The following is a 16,102-nucleotide window of genomic DNA, read 5'->3' on the forward strand; positions in this document are numbered from 1 at the left end:
GCCGGGGCGCGTACCGTCTGTCTGCGCACGGCAGTGCACAAGATGAAATTTCCCAATCCTGAAGTACTCCGTTTCGCCTAGCATCGTGCCCGGCGTGGACTTGCCTCCACGCATGCAGCCCGCGCCCCCGCGGGAGCCCGGCGGGCGGCTTGGCCCGCCGCCAAAGTCAAGGAGCACGAATGCATCGGAGATCGTTTCTGGCCGCTGGAACCCTGGCCGCGCTGGCTCTTGGTGGCTGTGCCACCACAGCGCTGTACGACGAGATAGAGAAAAAGGAATACGGCGACTACAAGGAGATCATCAGCGAGATCCTGGTATCGCAGGACGGCAAGTCCATTGTCATCCTCGGCGACAAGTACCACTACATATTCGACGCGAATGCGGATCTGGTGCAGGCGATCTCGTCCGATATCCATCCCAGGCTGAAGGCGCGCTTCCGGCGCTTCGACGTCGACCGGGACGGCAATATCGCGGGCAACCTCGACCTGATGCTCGATGGCGCGGCTACGGAGGACGAGCGGAAGAAGGCCGGCGAGCTCGGGTTCAAGGCCGCCACGCGCAGCGAGAACCCGTCTCTCAGCCGTGCCTATCGTCTTGCCGGCAAGCGCTATTCGGCGGCGAAGTTCGCGATGCCGGGACAGGCCAAGCAGTTGAACCAGGCATACGCGATCGAGGTCCGCGAGGAGAAACCCATCGGCGCAAAGGCGGCGCTAGCCTTGCTCACGCCTGTCACCGTCGCCGCGGACGGGGTGATGTACCTGCTTTCCATTCCCCTGCTGCCCTTGGCGGTTGGCGCTGCCGTGGCGTCCTCGGCCCGGCGCTGAGGGCGATGCGTCGGGCATGGGGCGACCCGCTTGCCCCGAGCGAGCGCCCGCCCTGGCCCCGCTCCCACGCATGGGAGCGGGGTGGCAGCAAACCCTGGAGAACCGCAGGGGCATTTGCCGGGTTCTACCCCACGCCACCGCCTGGCGCCGCCAGCCGTTGAGCATGAGGGCTACCAACAAAGACGGCGCCGCGCCTGGCCGCTTGTCCACCGGACATGATCCATGTCAAGCCGCGCGCACCCGGTTGCCGGCAAAATCATCTCGAAGTCTTTCATTTCTTCCGGCCTTTCGGGTACCCGGCTGCGCATGGCACCAGCCAACTGCGGGGGCGGGTGCCGCATTGCCCATTCCAACGCTGTCAGTCAAAAAAATCTCATGTTCAAACACATATTGCTCCCCCTGGACGGATCGGAACTCTCGGCAAAGGCGGTTCCGGCGGCCATCGAGTTCGCGCGGACCACCGGCGCGAAGCTGACGCCCTATACCTGCCTCGAGGAATACCCCTTCCTGCAATCCAGCGATGCGGGTCATGAGAAGAAGGCGGTCTTCGAACGCCGCATCGAGGCTGCCGCGCGCGAGGAACTGGCCAAGATCGAATCCGCCGCGGCGCAAGCCGGCGTACCGTGCACGGGCGCCACGTCGATTGCGTCGGCGCCTTACCGGGGCATCATCGAGATGGCGAAGGAGCGCGGTTGCGACGTCGTCTTCATGGCGTCGCACGGGCGGCGCGGCATCAGCGGCCTGCTGCTCGGCAGCGAGACCCAGAAGGTCCTGACGCATAGCGAGATTCCCGTGGTGGTGTTTCGCTGAGCAGGCCGGTGGGAGGGGCGGCAACTGCGGCCGGCTTCAAGCCGGGGCCATGTCGTCAACGCTGCCGTGGATGGCCGCATTGACCGCCCACTCTTGTTCAATCCGACGATCCTGGCGGTACTTGGGATCAAGCGGTGCCGTCGGCGATGACAATCGAGCAGAGCGCCGCTGGCGTCGGCCAGCAGCAAGCGGCGCTGCCATCCGTCTGGTCCTCCGATGCTTCGTTACGCTAGAATTATACGGTCTTCCTGGTAGAACTATTGTTCTGTTAAATAACGAGATAGCGCGCGTCAGCGTCATATGGCAGGGCTCCATCCGTCAGTCTCCGCAATGAATATGTCTTAATAGACATTTTTGCGGCGATGCGCCGGCATCAGGTTTCGGCAGCAAGCCCGGCGCATCTCATGCCTGCGGCGCCGGCCCCGTTTGGTAATATGTCGGCCCTGGGTTTGGACTGGGGGCGCGTTGCGCGGCCTGGTTCGCCTTCCTGATTGCTTCGCTCGGATCCGCCTGCCTGCCAATGACAACCCCTGATTCTGCCGAAACGGCCGCAGGTCAAAGCGACGGCGTCGCTGCCGTCGATCGCGCGCTGGCCATCGCCCTGGCGCTGGCGCAAGCCGCTTCGCCCCTCACGCTGTCGGATTTGTCGCGCGCGACGGGCATGTACAAGAGCACCCTGCTGCGCCTGCTTGCTTCGCTCGAGCGCGCCAATCTGGTGACCAAACGGGCCGACCGGCGCTACACGCTGGGGTCGCTGGCCTTCCTGTTCGGCCGCGCATTCGAGACCACCCATGGATTGCGCGAGGCCATCACGCCCATCCTGGCGTGGCTGGTCGAACACGGCACTGAAAGCCCTTCATTCCACGTACGGCATGGCACCGACAGCCGCTTGTGCCTGTTCCGCCTCGATTCGGGCCATTCCACGCTGGACCGTGTCAGGGCGGGGGATATCCTGCCCATCGGCCGCGGTGCTGCGGGCAAGGTTCTGACCGCCTACACCGATGGACAGGCGCAAGGGAGCGGCGTGCCGCTGGTCTTCACTTCATTCGGCGAGCGCGATCCGCTATGCGGGGCCATCGCCAGTCCGGTATTCGGCCCTGGCGGCATGCTGCTCGGCGCGCTCTCCCTGTCCGGGCCGCTCGAGCGGTTTTCCGTGCTGGCGGTGGAGCGCATGAGCGCGCTGTTGCTGCAGGCCGCACAAAGGGCGACGCAGGCGCTCGGCGGCGCTTGGCCGGATGCCGGTCCGGAACACGGCACCGAAGACGCCGCCTGAGCGCGCGCCGCCTCGCGGCCCCGACCCCCTTGGGCACGCGGCGCCAGCCGGATCACCTCGATTGCGGCAACGCCATGCCGATTGAGTAACGCGGTGCCGGCGTCCGTCCGGCAGGGCCACTTACCTTTGCGCGCCTGTGCGACGCCGGGATGCTGCCTTCCGGCGGCAGGCCCGATTTCTCCCTCCAACACCTCTCGATGCCAAACCGGGCGCATGTGCTCCGTCGGGTGCGCTTGCGCGCCCCGATTTCAGGCACGCACCGCATTGACACCACGTCTTTTATCTTGTTATTCTATCCAGCAGATCATAAGGTCTGTCAGATAGACCAAAAATAGAAAGCAAAGAACAAGAACGATGCCCGTTCAAGCTATGTCGCGCCATCGCGACGCGTGTGGGGGGCATGGCAATGGAGACATGGAGATGGATCTGCATTCCCTATCCGGTGCGAGGCGCACCTGGCTGGCTTGCGCCGGCCTTGCGTTGATGGTTGCCGGTGCGGCGCACGCCGAGGGCTTTCCCGAGAAGCCGGTCAAGTTGGTCGTGCCTTATGCCGCGGGCGGTGCCACGGACATCGTGGCACGCGCGCTGGCTGAGCGCCTGACGCTGGCGTGGCACCAGCCCGTCGTGGTGGAGAACCGGTCGGGGGCCGGCACCACCCTCGCCGCCGACATGGTGGCGCGTGCGCCCGCCGACGGCTACACGCTGTACATGACCACGTCGGCACATGCCATCAGCGGCAGCATGTACAAGCGCCTCCAATACGACCCCATCAAGGATTTCACGCCGATCACGCTGGTCACCACCGTGCCGCTGGTGCTCGTCGCCACGCCGTCGCTGCGGGTGGGATCCGTCTCCGGGCTGGTCGAGCAGGCCAGGCAGCAGCCGGGAAAGATCGCCTTCGCCTCGCCCGGCAATGGCACCGCGCAGCATCTGGCCGGCGAACTGTTCAAGGCGATGGAGCAGGTCGACATGATGCACGTGCCCTATAAGGGCGATGCGCCTGCCATCACCGATCTGCTCGCCGGGCAGGTTCAGATCATGTTCGCCACCACGACCGCGGTGCTGCCCCAGATCCGCTCGGGCAAGCTCAAGCCGCTGGCGCTGGCCAACCGGCAGCGACTGGCCGTCCTGCCGGACGTGCCGACCTTCAGGGAGGCCGGTACTGCCGAATTCGAGGCGGCCACCTGGTTCGGCCTGCTGGCGCCGGCAAGGTTGCCTGCACCGCTGCGCCAGCAGATCCATGGCGATGTCGCGCGCATCGTCGCCACGCCCCAGATGAAGCAGAAGCTCGAGGAACTGGGCGGCGAGGTCAACAACAGCACGCCCGAGCAGTTCGACAGGTTCATGCGCGCGGAACAGGGCAAATGGGCCAAGGCGGTCGCGCTGTCCGGCGCACGCATCGACTGAGCCGGCATGACGGCCGGCGACAACAAGGAGGAGAGCATGGATCCCCATTCCGACACGCACTGCGGCGACGCGAGCGAAGCGACGCTGTGCGAACGCTTCGAGCAGGCCTTGCGCGCCGAGGCCGCGGGCGCTGCCAGCCTGGTGCGGCGCGGCCGCACGTTCAGCGCGGACTGGATCGTGCGCATCGGCAGCACGCCGTTCCTGCTGCGCACGCAGGAGGGCCGCCTGCGGGAGGTCCGGCGCGGACTGCCGCTGCTGTGTCCCAGCGCGCTCAGCATCAGCGCTTCGCCCGTCGCCTGGGCGGCGCTATGGGACGCCGTGCCGAGAGCGGGGTGGCACGACATCTTCGCGCTGTCCAAGCGCGGCGAGATGCGCTTCGAGGGAAACATGCAACTCTTCCTGGCACATCTGCAGTACGTCAAGGACGTCCTGTCGTTGCCGCGCATGGGAGGCAGGGCATGAGCGCAATTCCGTTCGAGCCCATCGAGGGCCGCTACCTTGGCGTGGACATCGCCGGCGAAGCCTGCCGGGTCTACATCGAGCAGAGCGGATCCGGCATTCCGCTGTTGTGCCTGCACACGGCGGGCGCCGACTCCCGGCAGTTCCGCCACCTGATGTGCGATGAGGCGGTGACCAGCCGCTACCGCGTGATCGCCTTCGACATGCCCTGGCACGGCAAGTCCTATCCGCCGCACGGCTGGCAGCACGAGGAATACCGGCTGACCACCGATCGCTACCTCCAGACCATCCGTGCGGTATGCGTCGCGCTGCGGCTGGACAAGCCCGTGGTGATGGGCTGTTCGATCGGCGGGCGCATCGTGCTGGAACTGGCGAACCGGCACGGGCCGGAATATCGCGCCCTGATCGGCCTGGAGGCGGCGGACTATCAGGATCCCTGGTACGACACGGCATGGCTGCACCGCGGCGATGTCCATGGCGGCGAGGTGTGCGCCGCGCTGGTGTCCGGACTGGTGGCGCCGCAAAGCCCGGAGGCGCATCGCCACGAAACGCTGTGGCAATACATGCAGGGTGGCCCGGGCGTGTTCCGCGGCGACCTCCATTTCTACCGCGTTGACGCGGACCTGCGCGGCAGGCTGGGGGCCATCGATACCCGGCGCACGCCGCTCTATCTGCTGACAGGGGAGTACGACTTCTCCTGTTCCCCCGAGGACACCCGCCGCACCGCGCGTGCCATACCCGGCGCCACCGTGATCGAGATGGCGGCCCTGGGCCACTTTCCGATGAGCGAGAACCCGGCCCAGTTCCGCCGCTACATCCTGCCTGTGCTGGACGAAATCGCCGGGCTGGCCGAGGGCGCGCGCACGCAGTAGGGGCGATCCCCCGCCATCGCGTGGCCCGGCACCGCGCGCATGCCAATGCCACAAGACGCCGGAATTCCGCAAGGAGGAGACAAAAGATGCAAAACAGACTGTTGGCCGTGGCGGCCGCTTCGCTGCTCGGCGTTGCCGTAATCCATGGCGCGCACGCCCAGGAGACCCTGAAGGTTGGCGCGGTGGTGACGCTGTCCGGTGCGGGCGCGGCCTGGGGCCAGGCATTGTTGTACGGCGCGGAGCTGGCCGCCGACGATGTCAACGCAAAGGGCGGGCTCGACGTCGGTGGCAAGAAGTACCGGGTCAAGGTCATTCCCTATGACGACAAGTACCTGGCGAACGAGGCGGTCACCGCGGTCAACCGCCTGGTCTCGGACGACCAGGTGAAGTACATCATCGGCCCGGTTGGCGCGGCGCCCGCGCTGGCGGTCCAGCCGATCACCGAGCGCAGCAGGGTGATCATGCTGACGCTGGGCTTCTCGCCCAAGATCCTGGGCGCCGACAAGCCCTTTTCCTTCCGCCCGGTGCTGACCACCGAGGAAACCTCGCAGGCGCAGATCAACTGGCTGGTGAAGACGCGCCAGATCAAGAAGGTCGGCGCGCTGTTCCCCAACGACGAGACCGGTCAGCAGATCGCGCGCGACCTCGACAAGGCCTACGCCAGCGCGGGCGCCCAGCTCGCCGGCAAGGAGTACTTCGACCGTCAGCGCGTGGACATGGTGCCGCTGCTGACCCGCATCATCGCCGCCGGCGTCGATGCCATCGAACTGGATGGCAACTCGCCCGCCACGGCGGGGCTGATCGTGCGGCAGGCACGCGAGCTGGGCTTCAAGGGCCTGATCATTCGCAGCGGCGGCCCGGCCACGCCGGAGATCGTCGCGGTGGCCGGCAAAGAGGCCTGCGAGGGCATGCTGGTCAATACGCCGATCGACCCCGCCAACACCGCCGTGAAGGCATTCGCCGAACGTACGCAAGCCAAGTACGGCAAGCGCATGAACGGCTTCAGCCCGAACTTCTATGACGGCACCCACATGCTGTTCCAGGCCATGCAGCAGGCCGGCACCGTCACCGACACGGAAAAGGTGCGCACGGCGCTGGCAGGCAGCAAGGACTACGCCGGCATCCTGGGCAGGCTGAACTGGACCGGCAAGGCCGCCTATGGCAGCGACCACCAGATCTCGGCGCCGTTCTATATCGCCGAGGTGAAGAACGGACAGGAAGTCATCCGCGCGCGCTGCACGCCGGCCGCTTGCCAATAGCCGCAGGGCCCGCCATCCCATGACTACGCTTTCCCTTCTCGCGCAGGCGCTGAGCAACGGGGTCATCATCGGCCTGCTGTACCTGCTGATGGCCGTCGGCTTCACGCTGGTGTTCGGTGTCATGCGCGTGGTGAACTTCGCGCATGGCGAGTTCTACATGCTGGGCGCCTTCGCCGCCTACACGCTGGTCGCGCACTGGCAGCTTCCCTTCCTGGCGGCGGTCTGCCTCGCCTTCCTGCTCGCGGTGGGCTTCGGCTGGATCGTCGAGTGGGTGGTGCTCAAGCCCTTCCGCCACGACGAGCTGAACGGCATGATCGCGACCATCGGCCTGGCCATGATCCTGCAGAGCGCCGCGCTGATGGCCTTCGGCCCCGATCCGCAGTTCATGCCCCAGGTGGCAGAGGGCAGCATCACCCTGGGCCTCGTGACCATGGCGATGTCGCGCCTGTACGTAGTGGGCTTCTCGGTGGCGGTGCTGCTGCTGCTCTATGGCTTCCTGGCCTGGACCCGGCTGGGGCGCGCGCTGCGCGCCTCGGTGCAGGACATGGAGATCGCCAGCATCCAGGGCATCCGCGCCTGGCTCATGTATCCACTCGGCTTCGGCATCGGCGCCGGGCTGGCGGCGGTGGCCGGCGCGCTGATGGCGCCGCTGTTCTCGGTGTCGCCGTTTATCGGCGGCACGCCACTGCTGAAGGCCTTCATCGTCGTCATCCTCGGCGGTCTCGGCAGCATCCCGGGCGCCGCGCTCGCCAGCCTGCTGCTGGGCATTGCGGAGAGTTTCGGCAGCACCTTCCTCGGCAGCAGCGCCGCCGACATCCTGATATTCGCGCTGGTCATGGTGGTGCTGGTCTTCCGACCGACCGGCCTGATGGGGCGCGCGGAGACCTGATCATGCAAGACAGAGACATCACACTGCCGGCGCCCGCGTCGTCCGGCCAGGGAGGGCGCGGCATCACGCTGCTGGCCGCGGCGCTGGCCTGCCTCGTGCTGGCGCCCTGGGTTGCACGGCAGGACTTCTACCTGCATCTCGCCGTGCTCGTCTGCATCAATATCGTCATCACCAGCGGATTGTCCGTGCTGATGCGCTGCGGGCAGGTATCGCTGTGCCACGGCGCCTTCGTCGGCCTGGGTGCATACGCTGCCACGCTCGCGACCATGCAACTGGGGCTGCCCTTCGCCGCGGGCGTGCTGTGCGCGATGTTGCTGACGGCCGCGCTGGCGCTGGTGCTGGGTGCGGTCATGCTGCGCCTGACGGGCGTCTACTTCGTGCTGATCACCTTCGCCTTTGGCGAACTGGTCCGCCTCGGGCTGCTCGAGTGGGAGGGACTCACCGGCGGCGCCAATGGCATCACGGGCGTGCCGCCGGCCGAGCTGCTGGGCATGGCGCTGGACACCAAGGCGGCCTTCTATGGGCTGGCAGCGGGCATCGCATTGTTGTCGGTGGCCGGCCTGTGGCGGCTGTTCCGTTCTCCGGCCGGGCACACTATCGACGCCGTCGGCGAGAACGCGGCGCTGGCGGAAGCGAGCGGCCTGAGCGTGCGCAGGACGCAGTTGTTCGCTTTCGTGGTGGCCAGCGCGATGGCTGGCCTGGGAGGCGCGCTGCTGGCGCACTACGTGGGGTACATCTCGCCGGAGTCATTCACTTTCAGCGTGTCGGTCGGCGCCATCATCATGCTCGTGGTCGGCGGCAGGGCATACATTCTCGGTCCGGTGATCGGGGCACTGGTCATGACACCGCTGCCGGAGTTCTTTCGTGGCGCGGTACAGAGCCAGAACATCTTCTATGGCTGCGCCGTCATCCTGATGCTGCGCTTCATGCCGCAAGGCCTGGCGGGCCTGGCGGCCCGGCGCGGCACCCGCGAGGGAGGCGCGCGATGACGTCCATGCTCCAGGTGGAGGGCCTGTCCAAGACCTTTGGTGGCTTGAAAGCCGTCCAGGATCTCACCTTCCAGGTGGCCGAAGGAGAGACGGTGGGACTGATCGGGCCGAACGGCGCGGGCAAGAGCACCGCGTTCAACCTGATCAGCGGCACGCTGAAACCCAGCGCCGGCACCGTGCTGCTGCACGGCCGCGACATCACGGGCCAGGCGCCGAGCCGCGTGGTCAGGCACGGGCTGGCGCGCACCTTCCAGTCGGCATCGGTCTACCCCGGCGTGTCGGTGGCCGAGAACATCTATCGCGGCGCGGTCTCCAGCCTGCCCGGCAGCATCTGGACGCAAGCCTTGCCGGGCGCGGGCATGCGCGCGGCGCTGCGCCGCGTCGCGCGTGAGGTGGATGCGGTACTGGAACTGACCGGTCTGGGTCCGTATCGGCATGCCATGGCAGGCAGCCTGCCGTACGGGCACCAGAAGAAGCTGGGCGTGGCCATCGGCATTGCCACCAGGCCGAAGCTGCTGCTGCTCGACGAGCCTGCGGCCGGCCTGAATCCGGAGGAATGCGCCGAATTCGGACGCTTGCTGGAAGCGCTGCGCGTTGAGCGCGGCCTTGCCTTGCTGCTGGTCGAGCACCACATGGCGCTCGTCATGGGCCTGTGCCACCGCATCGTCGTGCTGGTGCAGGGAAGAAAGATCGCGGATGGCACGCCGCAATGCATCGCCGCGGACCCCGCGGTGGTGCAAGCCTACCTGGGAGCGCCCGACTATGCCCACTCTTGAAGCCGAAGCGATCGCCGTGCAGTACGGGCGGATCGAGGCCGTGCGCAACGCTTCCTTCCGCGTGGCAGAAGGCGAGGTGGTCGCGCTGGTCGGTTCCAACGGTGCCGGCAAGACCACCTCGCTGAAATCGGTGATGGGTATCCAGCCGCTTGCCAGGGGATCGCTCAACTGGGGCGGCGAGGATATTGCCGCGCTGCCTCCGGCGAGCCGCGTGGAACGCGGCATCGCCTTGTCGCCTGAGGGCCGCCGCCTGTTTGCGCGCATGAGCGTGCTGGAGAACCTGCAGGTGGGGGCGCACACCGTGCGCTCCGCCGCCGTCCGGCGGCGCGCGCTGGACCAGGTCTACGCCCTGTTCCCGCGTGTCGCCGAGCGCCGTGGGCAGCTGGCCGGTTCGCTCTCCGGCGGCGAGCAGCAGATGGTCGCGATCGGACGGGCACTGATGGCACAGCCGAAGCTGTTGATGCTGGACGAACCCTCGCTCGGCATCGCGCCGAAGATCGTCGCCGAGATCGCCGCGGCGATCCAGCGCCTGAACCGCGACGCCGGCATCTCCATCCTGCTGGTGGAGCAGAACGCGCGCCTGGCGCTGAAGCTCTCGCATCGCGCCTATGTGTTCGAGCAGGGGGCCGTCGTGCGTACCGGCACCGGCGAGGCGCTGCTGGCCGACCCCGCCGTGCAGAAGGCCTACCTCGGCATCTGAGTCCTATCGCAAATCCGAAAGCCGGTTATCCAAAAACAGTTGGTTCATTCCATTCCCGAGCAAGCCACCATGTCCTCAGACAACACGCATTCCCCGAAGCCGATGCTGATCGGCGGCGACTGGGTCTCCTGCGAGCAGAACGCGCTGGAGTCCGTCAATCCCGCCGATGGCAGCATCAACTACCGCGTCTCCGCCGCTGGCAGCGAGCATGTCGACGCGGCCGTGGCCGCCGCCCGCAGCGCCGTCGCGGGCCAGGCCTGGCGGCAAATGCTGCCGCACGTGCGGGCACAGGTCCTCGGCCGCATTTCCGACGGCCTCAAGGCAAACGCGGATGAACTCGCGCGCCTGCAGATGATCGAGAACGGCAAGGTCTGGAGCGAATGCAAGGCCCAGGTGGCGAGCGCCGCCGCGACCTACCGCTACTATGCCGCGGTCTGCGAGACGCTTGGCGCAGAAGTCACGCCGTCGCGCGGCGACTATCTGTCGATGAGCACCTACGAACCTTATGGCGTGGTGGCGGCGATCACGCCGTGGAATTCGCCGTTGACGATGGAGGCACAGAAGGTCGCGCCCGCGCTGGCGGCGGGCAATGCCATCGTGCTCAAGCCTTCCGAGGTGACGCCGGGCGCCGCGCTTGCCGTTGGGCGCATCGCGCTGGAAGCGGGGCTGCCGCCCGGTGTGCTCAATGTGTTGCCCGGCACCGGGGCCGAGACCGGCAGCGCGCTGATCAGCCATCCCGACGTGCGCATGGTGTCGTTTACCGGCGGTACGGCGACCGGGCGCAGCATCGCCGCGGTCGCGGCGCAGCGGCTGATCCCGGTCGCGCTCGAACTGGGGGGGAAGTCGCCGCACATCATCTTCGACGACGCCAATCTCGCTGCGGCCGTCGACGGCGTGGTCGACGGCATCTTCGAGGGTAGCGGGCAATCCTGCGTGGCGGGCTCGCGCCTGTTCGTGCAGCGCAGCGTGCTGGAACCGGTGCTGGATGCACTGGTGGCGCGGGCCAATGGCTTGCGCGTGGACTTGCCCGATGCAGCCGGTGCGCAGATGGGACCCGTTGCGGGCTTCCGGCACCGCGCCAGGATCGAGTCGCTGGTCGACGCCGCACGGCGGGAAGGCGGGCAGATCCTCGCTGGCGGCGCGCGTCCGGAAGGCGAGCGTTACGCGGCGGGCGCCTTCTACCGGCCCACCGTCATCGCCGGCCTGTCGAATGCCGCCACCGCGGTGCGCGAGGAGATCTTCGGGCCCGTCTTGTGCGTGTTGCCGTTCGACGACGAGGACGACCTGATCGCGCAGGCGAACGACACTGCGTTCGGTCTCGCAGCGGGCGTGTGGACCGCGAACTACCAGCGCGCGTGGCGCGTGGCGCGCGCGCTGGAGGCCGGCGTGGTGTGGATCAACACCTACAAGCAGCTGTCGATCGCCACGCCGTTCGGCGGCTTCAAGGAAAGCGGCATCGGGCGCGAGAAGGGTGTCTCCGGCGTGCGTCTCTACCAGCAGAGCAAAGGCATCTACTGGAGCATGAATCCGGCCAACATGCCGGCGTGAGCGGCAACGCTCGAATTCACGAGGGCGCCGCGCGGAGCATGTGCGGCGCCGGTGGCAATACAAGGAAAATCGGGGATGTCGAAAAAAACAACTATCGGATGCATCGGCGTCGGCGTGATGGGGGAGCCCATCTGCCGGCACATCGCCACCAAGAGCGGCGCACGGGTGCTGGCATTCGACCACGACGCGGCGCCGCTGGGCCGGCTGGCCGCGCACGGTGTGGAGGCGGTGCCGATCGAAGCCCTGGCGGCGCAGGCGGAGATCGTGTTCCTGTCCTTGCCGTCCGGCGAGGTGGTGAGGGAGGTGGTGACCGGAGCGGGCGGGCTGGCCGAGCGCCTGGCGCCCGGCACGACCGTGGTGGACCTGAGCACATCCTCGGTCGACGTGACGCTCGCCACCGCGGCCGCGTTGCAGGCCAGGGGCATCCGCTTCGCCGATGCCCCGGTGATGCGCACGCGGGCGGCCGCGGAGGCCGGTTCCCTGGCCGTGCCGGTGGGTGCCGAGGGGGAGGTCTTCCGGTTGATCGAACCCTATGTTCGCACCTTTGCCACCGATGTCACGCATGCCGGTGGTACCAGCGCGGGGCAGGTCGTGAAGATCCTGAACAATATGGTGTTGTACGAGACCGTGCTGGCGCTCGCGGAAGCCGCCGCGATCGGGCGGCGCGCCGGCGTGGAGCCGGCGGTACTGTTTGCCGCGCTGTCGACGGGGTCGGCCGACAGCTTCGCGCTGCGCAACCATGGCATGAAGGCGATCGCACCGCAGCAGTTCCCGGAGAAGGCCTTCCCGGTGACGTACGCCAGGAAGGACATCTCCTATGCGGTGGCGCTCGCCGAGCAGGTCGGCGTGGACGCCAGCGGCGCCCGCAATCTGCTGCAGACCTTGCAGATGGCGATCGACGCCGGGCACGGAGAAAAGTACGCCCCGGCGATCAGCCTGGTGTTCGAGGGAAGGTAGCGGCGCGCAGCCGCCCGCATGGCAGACGAGAGGAGACGATATGGCGAAGGACGGGGAAGGCTTGCCGGAGTACGAGGTCTATGCATTGCGCTTTGCCAGCATGGAGCGCACGACGTCGGAGAACTTCATGTACCGTGACGCGCATGACGAGGCGATGTCGATGGACTTCTTTGTCTGGCTGATCCGCTCGGGCCCGGAGGTGGTGCTGGTCGACACCGGATTCGGCGCGCGCAGCGCGGCGCAACGCCAGCGGGCGCTGGCCCATTGCCCGATCGCCGCGCTATCCCACCTGGGCGTCGAGGCCGGGCAAGTGCGCGACGTGATCCTGACGCATCTGCACTGGGACCACGCGGGCAATCTGGACAAGCTGCCCAACGCCACCTTCCATATCCAGGACGCCGAGGTCGACTACGCCACCGGCCGCTGCATGTGCGAGCCCTTCCTGCGCCGCGCCTATGCGGTGGAGGACGTATGCGACCTGGTCCGCCGGGTCTACGAGGAGCGCGTGCGTTTCCACCAGGGCGACGCCGTGCTGAAGCCTGGCATCGAGCTGATCCACGTGGGCGGGCACACCAAGGGGCTGCAGGCGGTGCGCGTGCATACCGCGCGCGGCTGGGTGGTGCTGGCTTCCGATGCCGCCCACTACTACGCCAATATGACGCGCCGCAATCCCTTTCCCGTGGTCTGGAACGTGGCCGCCATGCTGGAAGGCCACGCGGCGCTGGCGCGGCGGGCGGCCTCGGCCGAGCATGTCGTGCCGGGGCACGATCCGCTGGTGCTGGTGCGCTATCCCAGGCTGGCTGGCCTGCCTGTCGACGTCGCCTGCCTGCATCGGGAACCCGCGCCGGCGTAGCCGGGCGCCTGCCGGCTAGCGCGCGGGGAAGCTGGCGCAGGGCCGGGGGAAGGGGCGGGCTTTCGCCAGAACCAGGACGCGCATTTCGCACGGGCGCGTTTTTCCCGGGCCACGCGCGGGAAGCGGGTTTCTCCCAATATTCTCTCCGTTCGAGTTGCGAGAACCTATCGGCAACGGACACCCGGTCAGGACGTGTCCGCGCCGTGCAGGTGTATCGTCAGCGTGTGGTGCTAGATCGCCGGAGGTGAATATGCAAGCCAGCAAGAATGTTGTCCGCAATCGCCAGGTCGGGTTTGCCCTGTTGTTCCTGTGCGCATTCTCGACGTATCTGAATGTCGGCCTGATTGCCATCGGCTTGCTGCGTGGCTCCAGCCTGGTATGGGCGCCATCCCAGGCGCTGACCGTCGTCGCCCTTGCCGCGGGGCTTGCCGGTGCCGTCCTGCTGGCCCGGCGCCCCGCCAGGCATCATCTGCCGGCCATGGCGTGAAGCGCTGACGTTCCTGCGCGCCGCCGGCGGCGAAGCAGGATGGGAGATGCCGAAGCGATGCGTTGCCGCGCATCGCCTGGCTGGTTGAAGTGTGCCGCACAGGCAGGGCCAGGGCCGGTCGCCCTGGCCTTTTTGTCTCCGGCGCCGGATGGTAAGCAGCGCCGCGGGCCGGCCCTAGCCCATCACCATTGCCACCACGTCCCCTTCTGTCACGCTATCGCCTTCGGCGACGCTGAGCCGGCCCACCTTGCCGGCCACCGGTGCTTCCACCGGAATCTCCATCTTCATCGATTCCAGCACCATGATGGCCTCGCCGGCCGCCACGGTGTCGCCTTCCTGCTTCTCGATTTTCCAGACCTTGCCGGTCACGATGGCTTCCACGCTCGTTGCTGCCATGTCTTCCTCCCGATTCGTTGTATTGATGCCGTATCGGCGTCGTATCAGAAATTGGTCGGCCAGGCCGCCAGGTGATGCTTGCCGATGCCGCCTTCGCGGTTGCCGCATGCCAGTTCCAGTGCGCGGACCAGCGTGGCGCGCGTGGCTTCCGGCGCGATCACGTCGTCGAGGTGGCCCAGGCCGGCGGCACGCCACGGCGCGCTGGCGGTGCGCAGTTCCTCGTATAGCTTTTCTTTTTCCGCGCGGTCGTGCGCGGTATCGCCGCTGGACGGACGCAGCACATTGACCGCCACCTCCGGCGACATGAAGCTGATATCCGCGCCCGGCCAGGCAAAGACAAAATCCGCGTCCATGCCGCTGCCGGCCAGGTTGGAATACGCCATGCCGTACGATTTGCGGATCACCACGGAGAGCTTGGGCACGGTGGCCAGTGCCAGCGCCTCGACGAAGTTGATGATCTTGCCGGGCATGCGTTTTTGCTCGGCCGCGCGGCTGACGAAGAAGCCGGGTGTGTCATGCAGGAAGATCAGCGGGATGTTGAAGGAGTCGCACAGGCAGATGAAGCTGGTGCATTTGTCGCAGCCGTCCGGTCCCATGGCGCCGGCGGAATAGGTCGGATTTGTCGCGATGATGCCAACCGTTTTCCCTTCCAGGCGTGCCAGGCAGGTGATCACGCTGCGGTCGAACTCGGGCTTGAGTTCGAAGATCTCCCGGTCGTCCGCCAGCGTGCGCACCAGCTCCCGCATGTCGTGGGCGCGCCGCGGCGAGTCCGGCACCAGGCGGGAGATGTCCAGCTGGCGCGCTTCGGCCTCGGCGGCGGACTCGCGCGGCGCGCGCTGCGGGGGCAACTGCTGGGCGTGCGAGGGCAGGTAGGCAAGAAACTCGCGGATGGTTTCCAGGCAGCCGGCCTCGTCCTCGGCTACGCGGTCGACCAGGCCGGTAGTGCGGGCATGCACCTGCCAGCCGCCAAGTTCTTCGTTGGAGACCTTCTCGCCGGTGGCGATCTCCAGCACGCGCGGGCCGGATACGGCCATGACGCTGCCCTTGACCTGTACCACGAAGTCGGCGAAGGCAGCGTGCCACGATGGGCTGCCAAAGCACTCGCCAAGGATCGCGGCGGCCATCGGCACGCGGCGCACGCGCCGGGCGAGGCTGGTGCCGACCGTCATCGAGCTGAGGCCGTCCGAGCCCTGGATATCGGGCAGCCGCGCCCCGCCAGCCTCGCCCAGGTTGACGATGGGATAGCCCTTGTCCAGCGCCAGCGCCACCAGCTGGCGCGATTTCCTGCTGCCGATGCGCCCGCCGGTGCCGGCCAGCACCGATACGTCGTCGGCCTTGACCACCACCGGGCGGCCGTCGATGCGGCCCACGCCGCAGATCTTGCCGTCGGCGGGCGTCTTGCCTTCCATGCCCGGCACGTCGGAGTGGTTGAGCATGCCGATCTCGAAGAAGCTGCCGGCATCGACCAGCGCCTCGACGCGCTCGCGCGCGTTGAGGGCGCCGCGTGCCTTGATGCGTGCCAGCTTGTCGGCGCCCCCCATCTGGGCGGCCTGCGCCTTGCGCAGGGCAAGCTCCTCTGCACGGTTGTGAACGTTCATTCTTG

General features: G+C 67.4%; 17 protein-coding genes. 15 read left to right on the forward strand and 2 right to left on the reverse strand.

The features are described from left to right. The first annotated feature begins 179 nt into the window (after positions 1 to 179). From AC3FOF_RS17965 to AC3FOF_RS18035, 15 genes are all read left to right on the forward strand, one after another. The gene (locus AC3FOF_RS17965; RefSeq protein ID WP_017227397.1) at positions 180 to 824 is read left to right on the forward strand and encodes a YidX family protein; all 645 of its coding nucleotides are present in this window, start codon (positions 180 to 182) and stop codon (positions 822 to 824) included. A 375-nt stretch (positions 825 to 1,199) separates the two neighbouring features. Continuing rightward, complete coding sequence (locus tag AC3FOF_RS17970; RefSeq protein ID WP_035812351.1) at positions 1,200 to 1,634, forward strand: universal stress protein; 435 nt, start codon at positions 1,200 to 1,202, stop codon at positions 1,632 to 1,634. Between the two features lie 520 nt (positions 1,635 to 2,154). Then, complete coding sequence (locus tag AC3FOF_RS17975) at positions 2,155 to 2,907, forward strand: IclR family transcriptional regulator (RefSeq protein ID WP_488727327.1); 753 nt, start codon at positions 2,155 to 2,157, stop codon at positions 2,905 to 2,907. 420 nt (positions 2,908 to 3,327) lie between these two features. Then, a complete protein-coding gene (locus AC3FOF_RS17980) occupies positions 3,328 to 4,314 on the forward strand; it encodes a tripartite tricarboxylate transporter substrate binding protein (protein WP_488727328.1) in 987 nt (328 codons plus the stop codon). A gap of 36 nt (positions 4,315 to 4,350) precedes the next feature. Next, the gene (locus AC3FOF_RS17985; protein WP_035812360.1) at positions 4,351 to 4,776 is read left to right on the forward strand and encodes a hypothetical protein; all 426 of its coding nucleotides are present in this window, start codon (positions 4,351 to 4,353) and stop codon (positions 4,774 to 4,776) included. Next, entirely contained in the window at positions 4,773 to 5,645 is an 873-nt protein-coding gene (locus tag AC3FOF_RS17990; protein ID WP_488727329.1) for an alpha/beta fold hydrolase, read from the forward strand. The genes AC3FOF_RS17985 and AC3FOF_RS17990 overlap by 4 nt, the downstream gene beginning before the upstream one ends. Positions 5,646 to 5,731: 86 nt before the next feature. Then, positions 5,732 to 6,904 (forward strand): ABC transporter substrate-binding protein, encoded by a 1,173-nt coding sequence (locus AC3FOF_RS17995; protein ID WP_488727330.1) that lies wholly within the window; start codon positions 5,732 to 5,734, stop codon positions 6,902 to 6,904. A 19-nt stretch (positions 6,905 to 6,923) separates the two neighbouring features. Further along, positions 6,924 to 7,793, forward strand: a complete 870-nt coding sequence (locus tag AC3FOF_RS18000) for a branched-chain amino acid ABC transporter permease (protein WP_017227391.1) — start codon at positions 6,924 to 6,926, stop codon at positions 7,791 to 7,793. Between the two features lie 2 nt (positions 7,794 to 7,795). Continuing rightward, positions 7,796 to 8,782: a branched-chain amino acid ABC transporter permease gene (locus AC3FOF_RS18005; protein ID WP_488727331.1), complete on the forward strand. Its 987-nt coding sequence runs from the start codon at positions 7,796 to 7,798 to the stop codon at positions 8,780 to 8,782. Then, positions 8,779 to 9,558, forward strand: a complete 780-nt coding sequence (locus AC3FOF_RS18010; RefSeq protein WP_276263612.1) for an ABC transporter ATP-binding protein — start codon at positions 8,779 to 8,781, stop codon at positions 9,556 to 9,558. The genes AC3FOF_RS18005 and AC3FOF_RS18010 overlap by 4 nt, the downstream gene beginning before the upstream one ends. Further along, on the forward strand, positions 9,545 to 10,258 hold the full coding sequence (locus AC3FOF_RS18015) for an ABC transporter ATP-binding protein (protein WP_017227388.1): 714 nt from the start codon (positions 9,545 to 9,547) through the stop codon (positions 10,256 to 10,258). The genes AC3FOF_RS18010 and AC3FOF_RS18015 overlap by 14 nt, the downstream gene beginning before the upstream one ends. A gap of 69 nt (positions 10,259 to 10,327) precedes the next feature. Continuing rightward, the gene (locus tag AC3FOF_RS18020) at positions 10,328 to 11,806 is read left to right on the forward strand and encodes an aldehyde dehydrogenase (protein ID WP_488727332.1); all 1,479 of its coding nucleotides are present in this window, start codon (positions 10,328 to 10,330) and stop codon (positions 11,804 to 11,806) included. A 75-nt stretch (positions 11,807 to 11,881) separates the two neighbouring features. After that, positions 11,882 to 12,763, forward strand: a complete 882-nt coding sequence (locus AC3FOF_RS18025; RefSeq protein ID WP_488727333.1) for an NAD(P)-dependent oxidoreductase — start codon at positions 11,882 to 11,884, stop codon at positions 12,761 to 12,763. 40 nt (positions 12,764 to 12,803) lie between these two features. Continuing rightward, positions 12,804 to 13,616 (forward strand): N-acyl homoserine lactonase family protein, encoded by an 813-nt coding sequence (locus AC3FOF_RS18030; RefSeq protein ID WP_488727334.1) that lies wholly within the window; start codon positions 12,804 to 12,806, stop codon positions 13,614 to 13,616. Between the two features lie 250 nt (positions 13,617 to 13,866). Beyond that, on the forward strand, positions 13,867 to 14,103 hold the full coding sequence (locus AC3FOF_RS18035) for a hypothetical protein (RefSeq protein ID WP_017227385.1): 237 nt from the start codon (positions 13,867 to 13,869) through the stop codon (positions 14,101 to 14,103). Positions 14,104 to 14,277: 174 nt separating this feature from the next. Here AC3FOF_RS18035 and AC3FOF_RS18040 read toward each other — a convergent pair whose 3' ends face one another. After that, on the reverse strand, positions 14,278 to 14,499 hold the full coding sequence (locus AC3FOF_RS18040; protein WP_017227384.1) for a biotin/lipoyl-containing protein: 222 nt from the start codon (positions 14,497 to 14,499) through the stop codon (positions 14,278 to 14,280). A gap of 44 nt (positions 14,500 to 14,543) precedes the next feature. Continuing rightward, positions 14,544 to 16,097 (reverse strand): acyl-CoA carboxylase subunit beta, encoded by a 1,554-nt coding sequence (locus AC3FOF_RS18045; RefSeq protein ID WP_488727335.1) that lies wholly within the window; start codon positions 16,095 to 16,097, stop codon positions 14,544 to 14,546. Between the last annotated feature and the right edge of the window lie 5 nt (positions 16,098 to 16,102).

The organism is Cupriavidus sp. 96C5-1 (assembly GCF_057798855.1).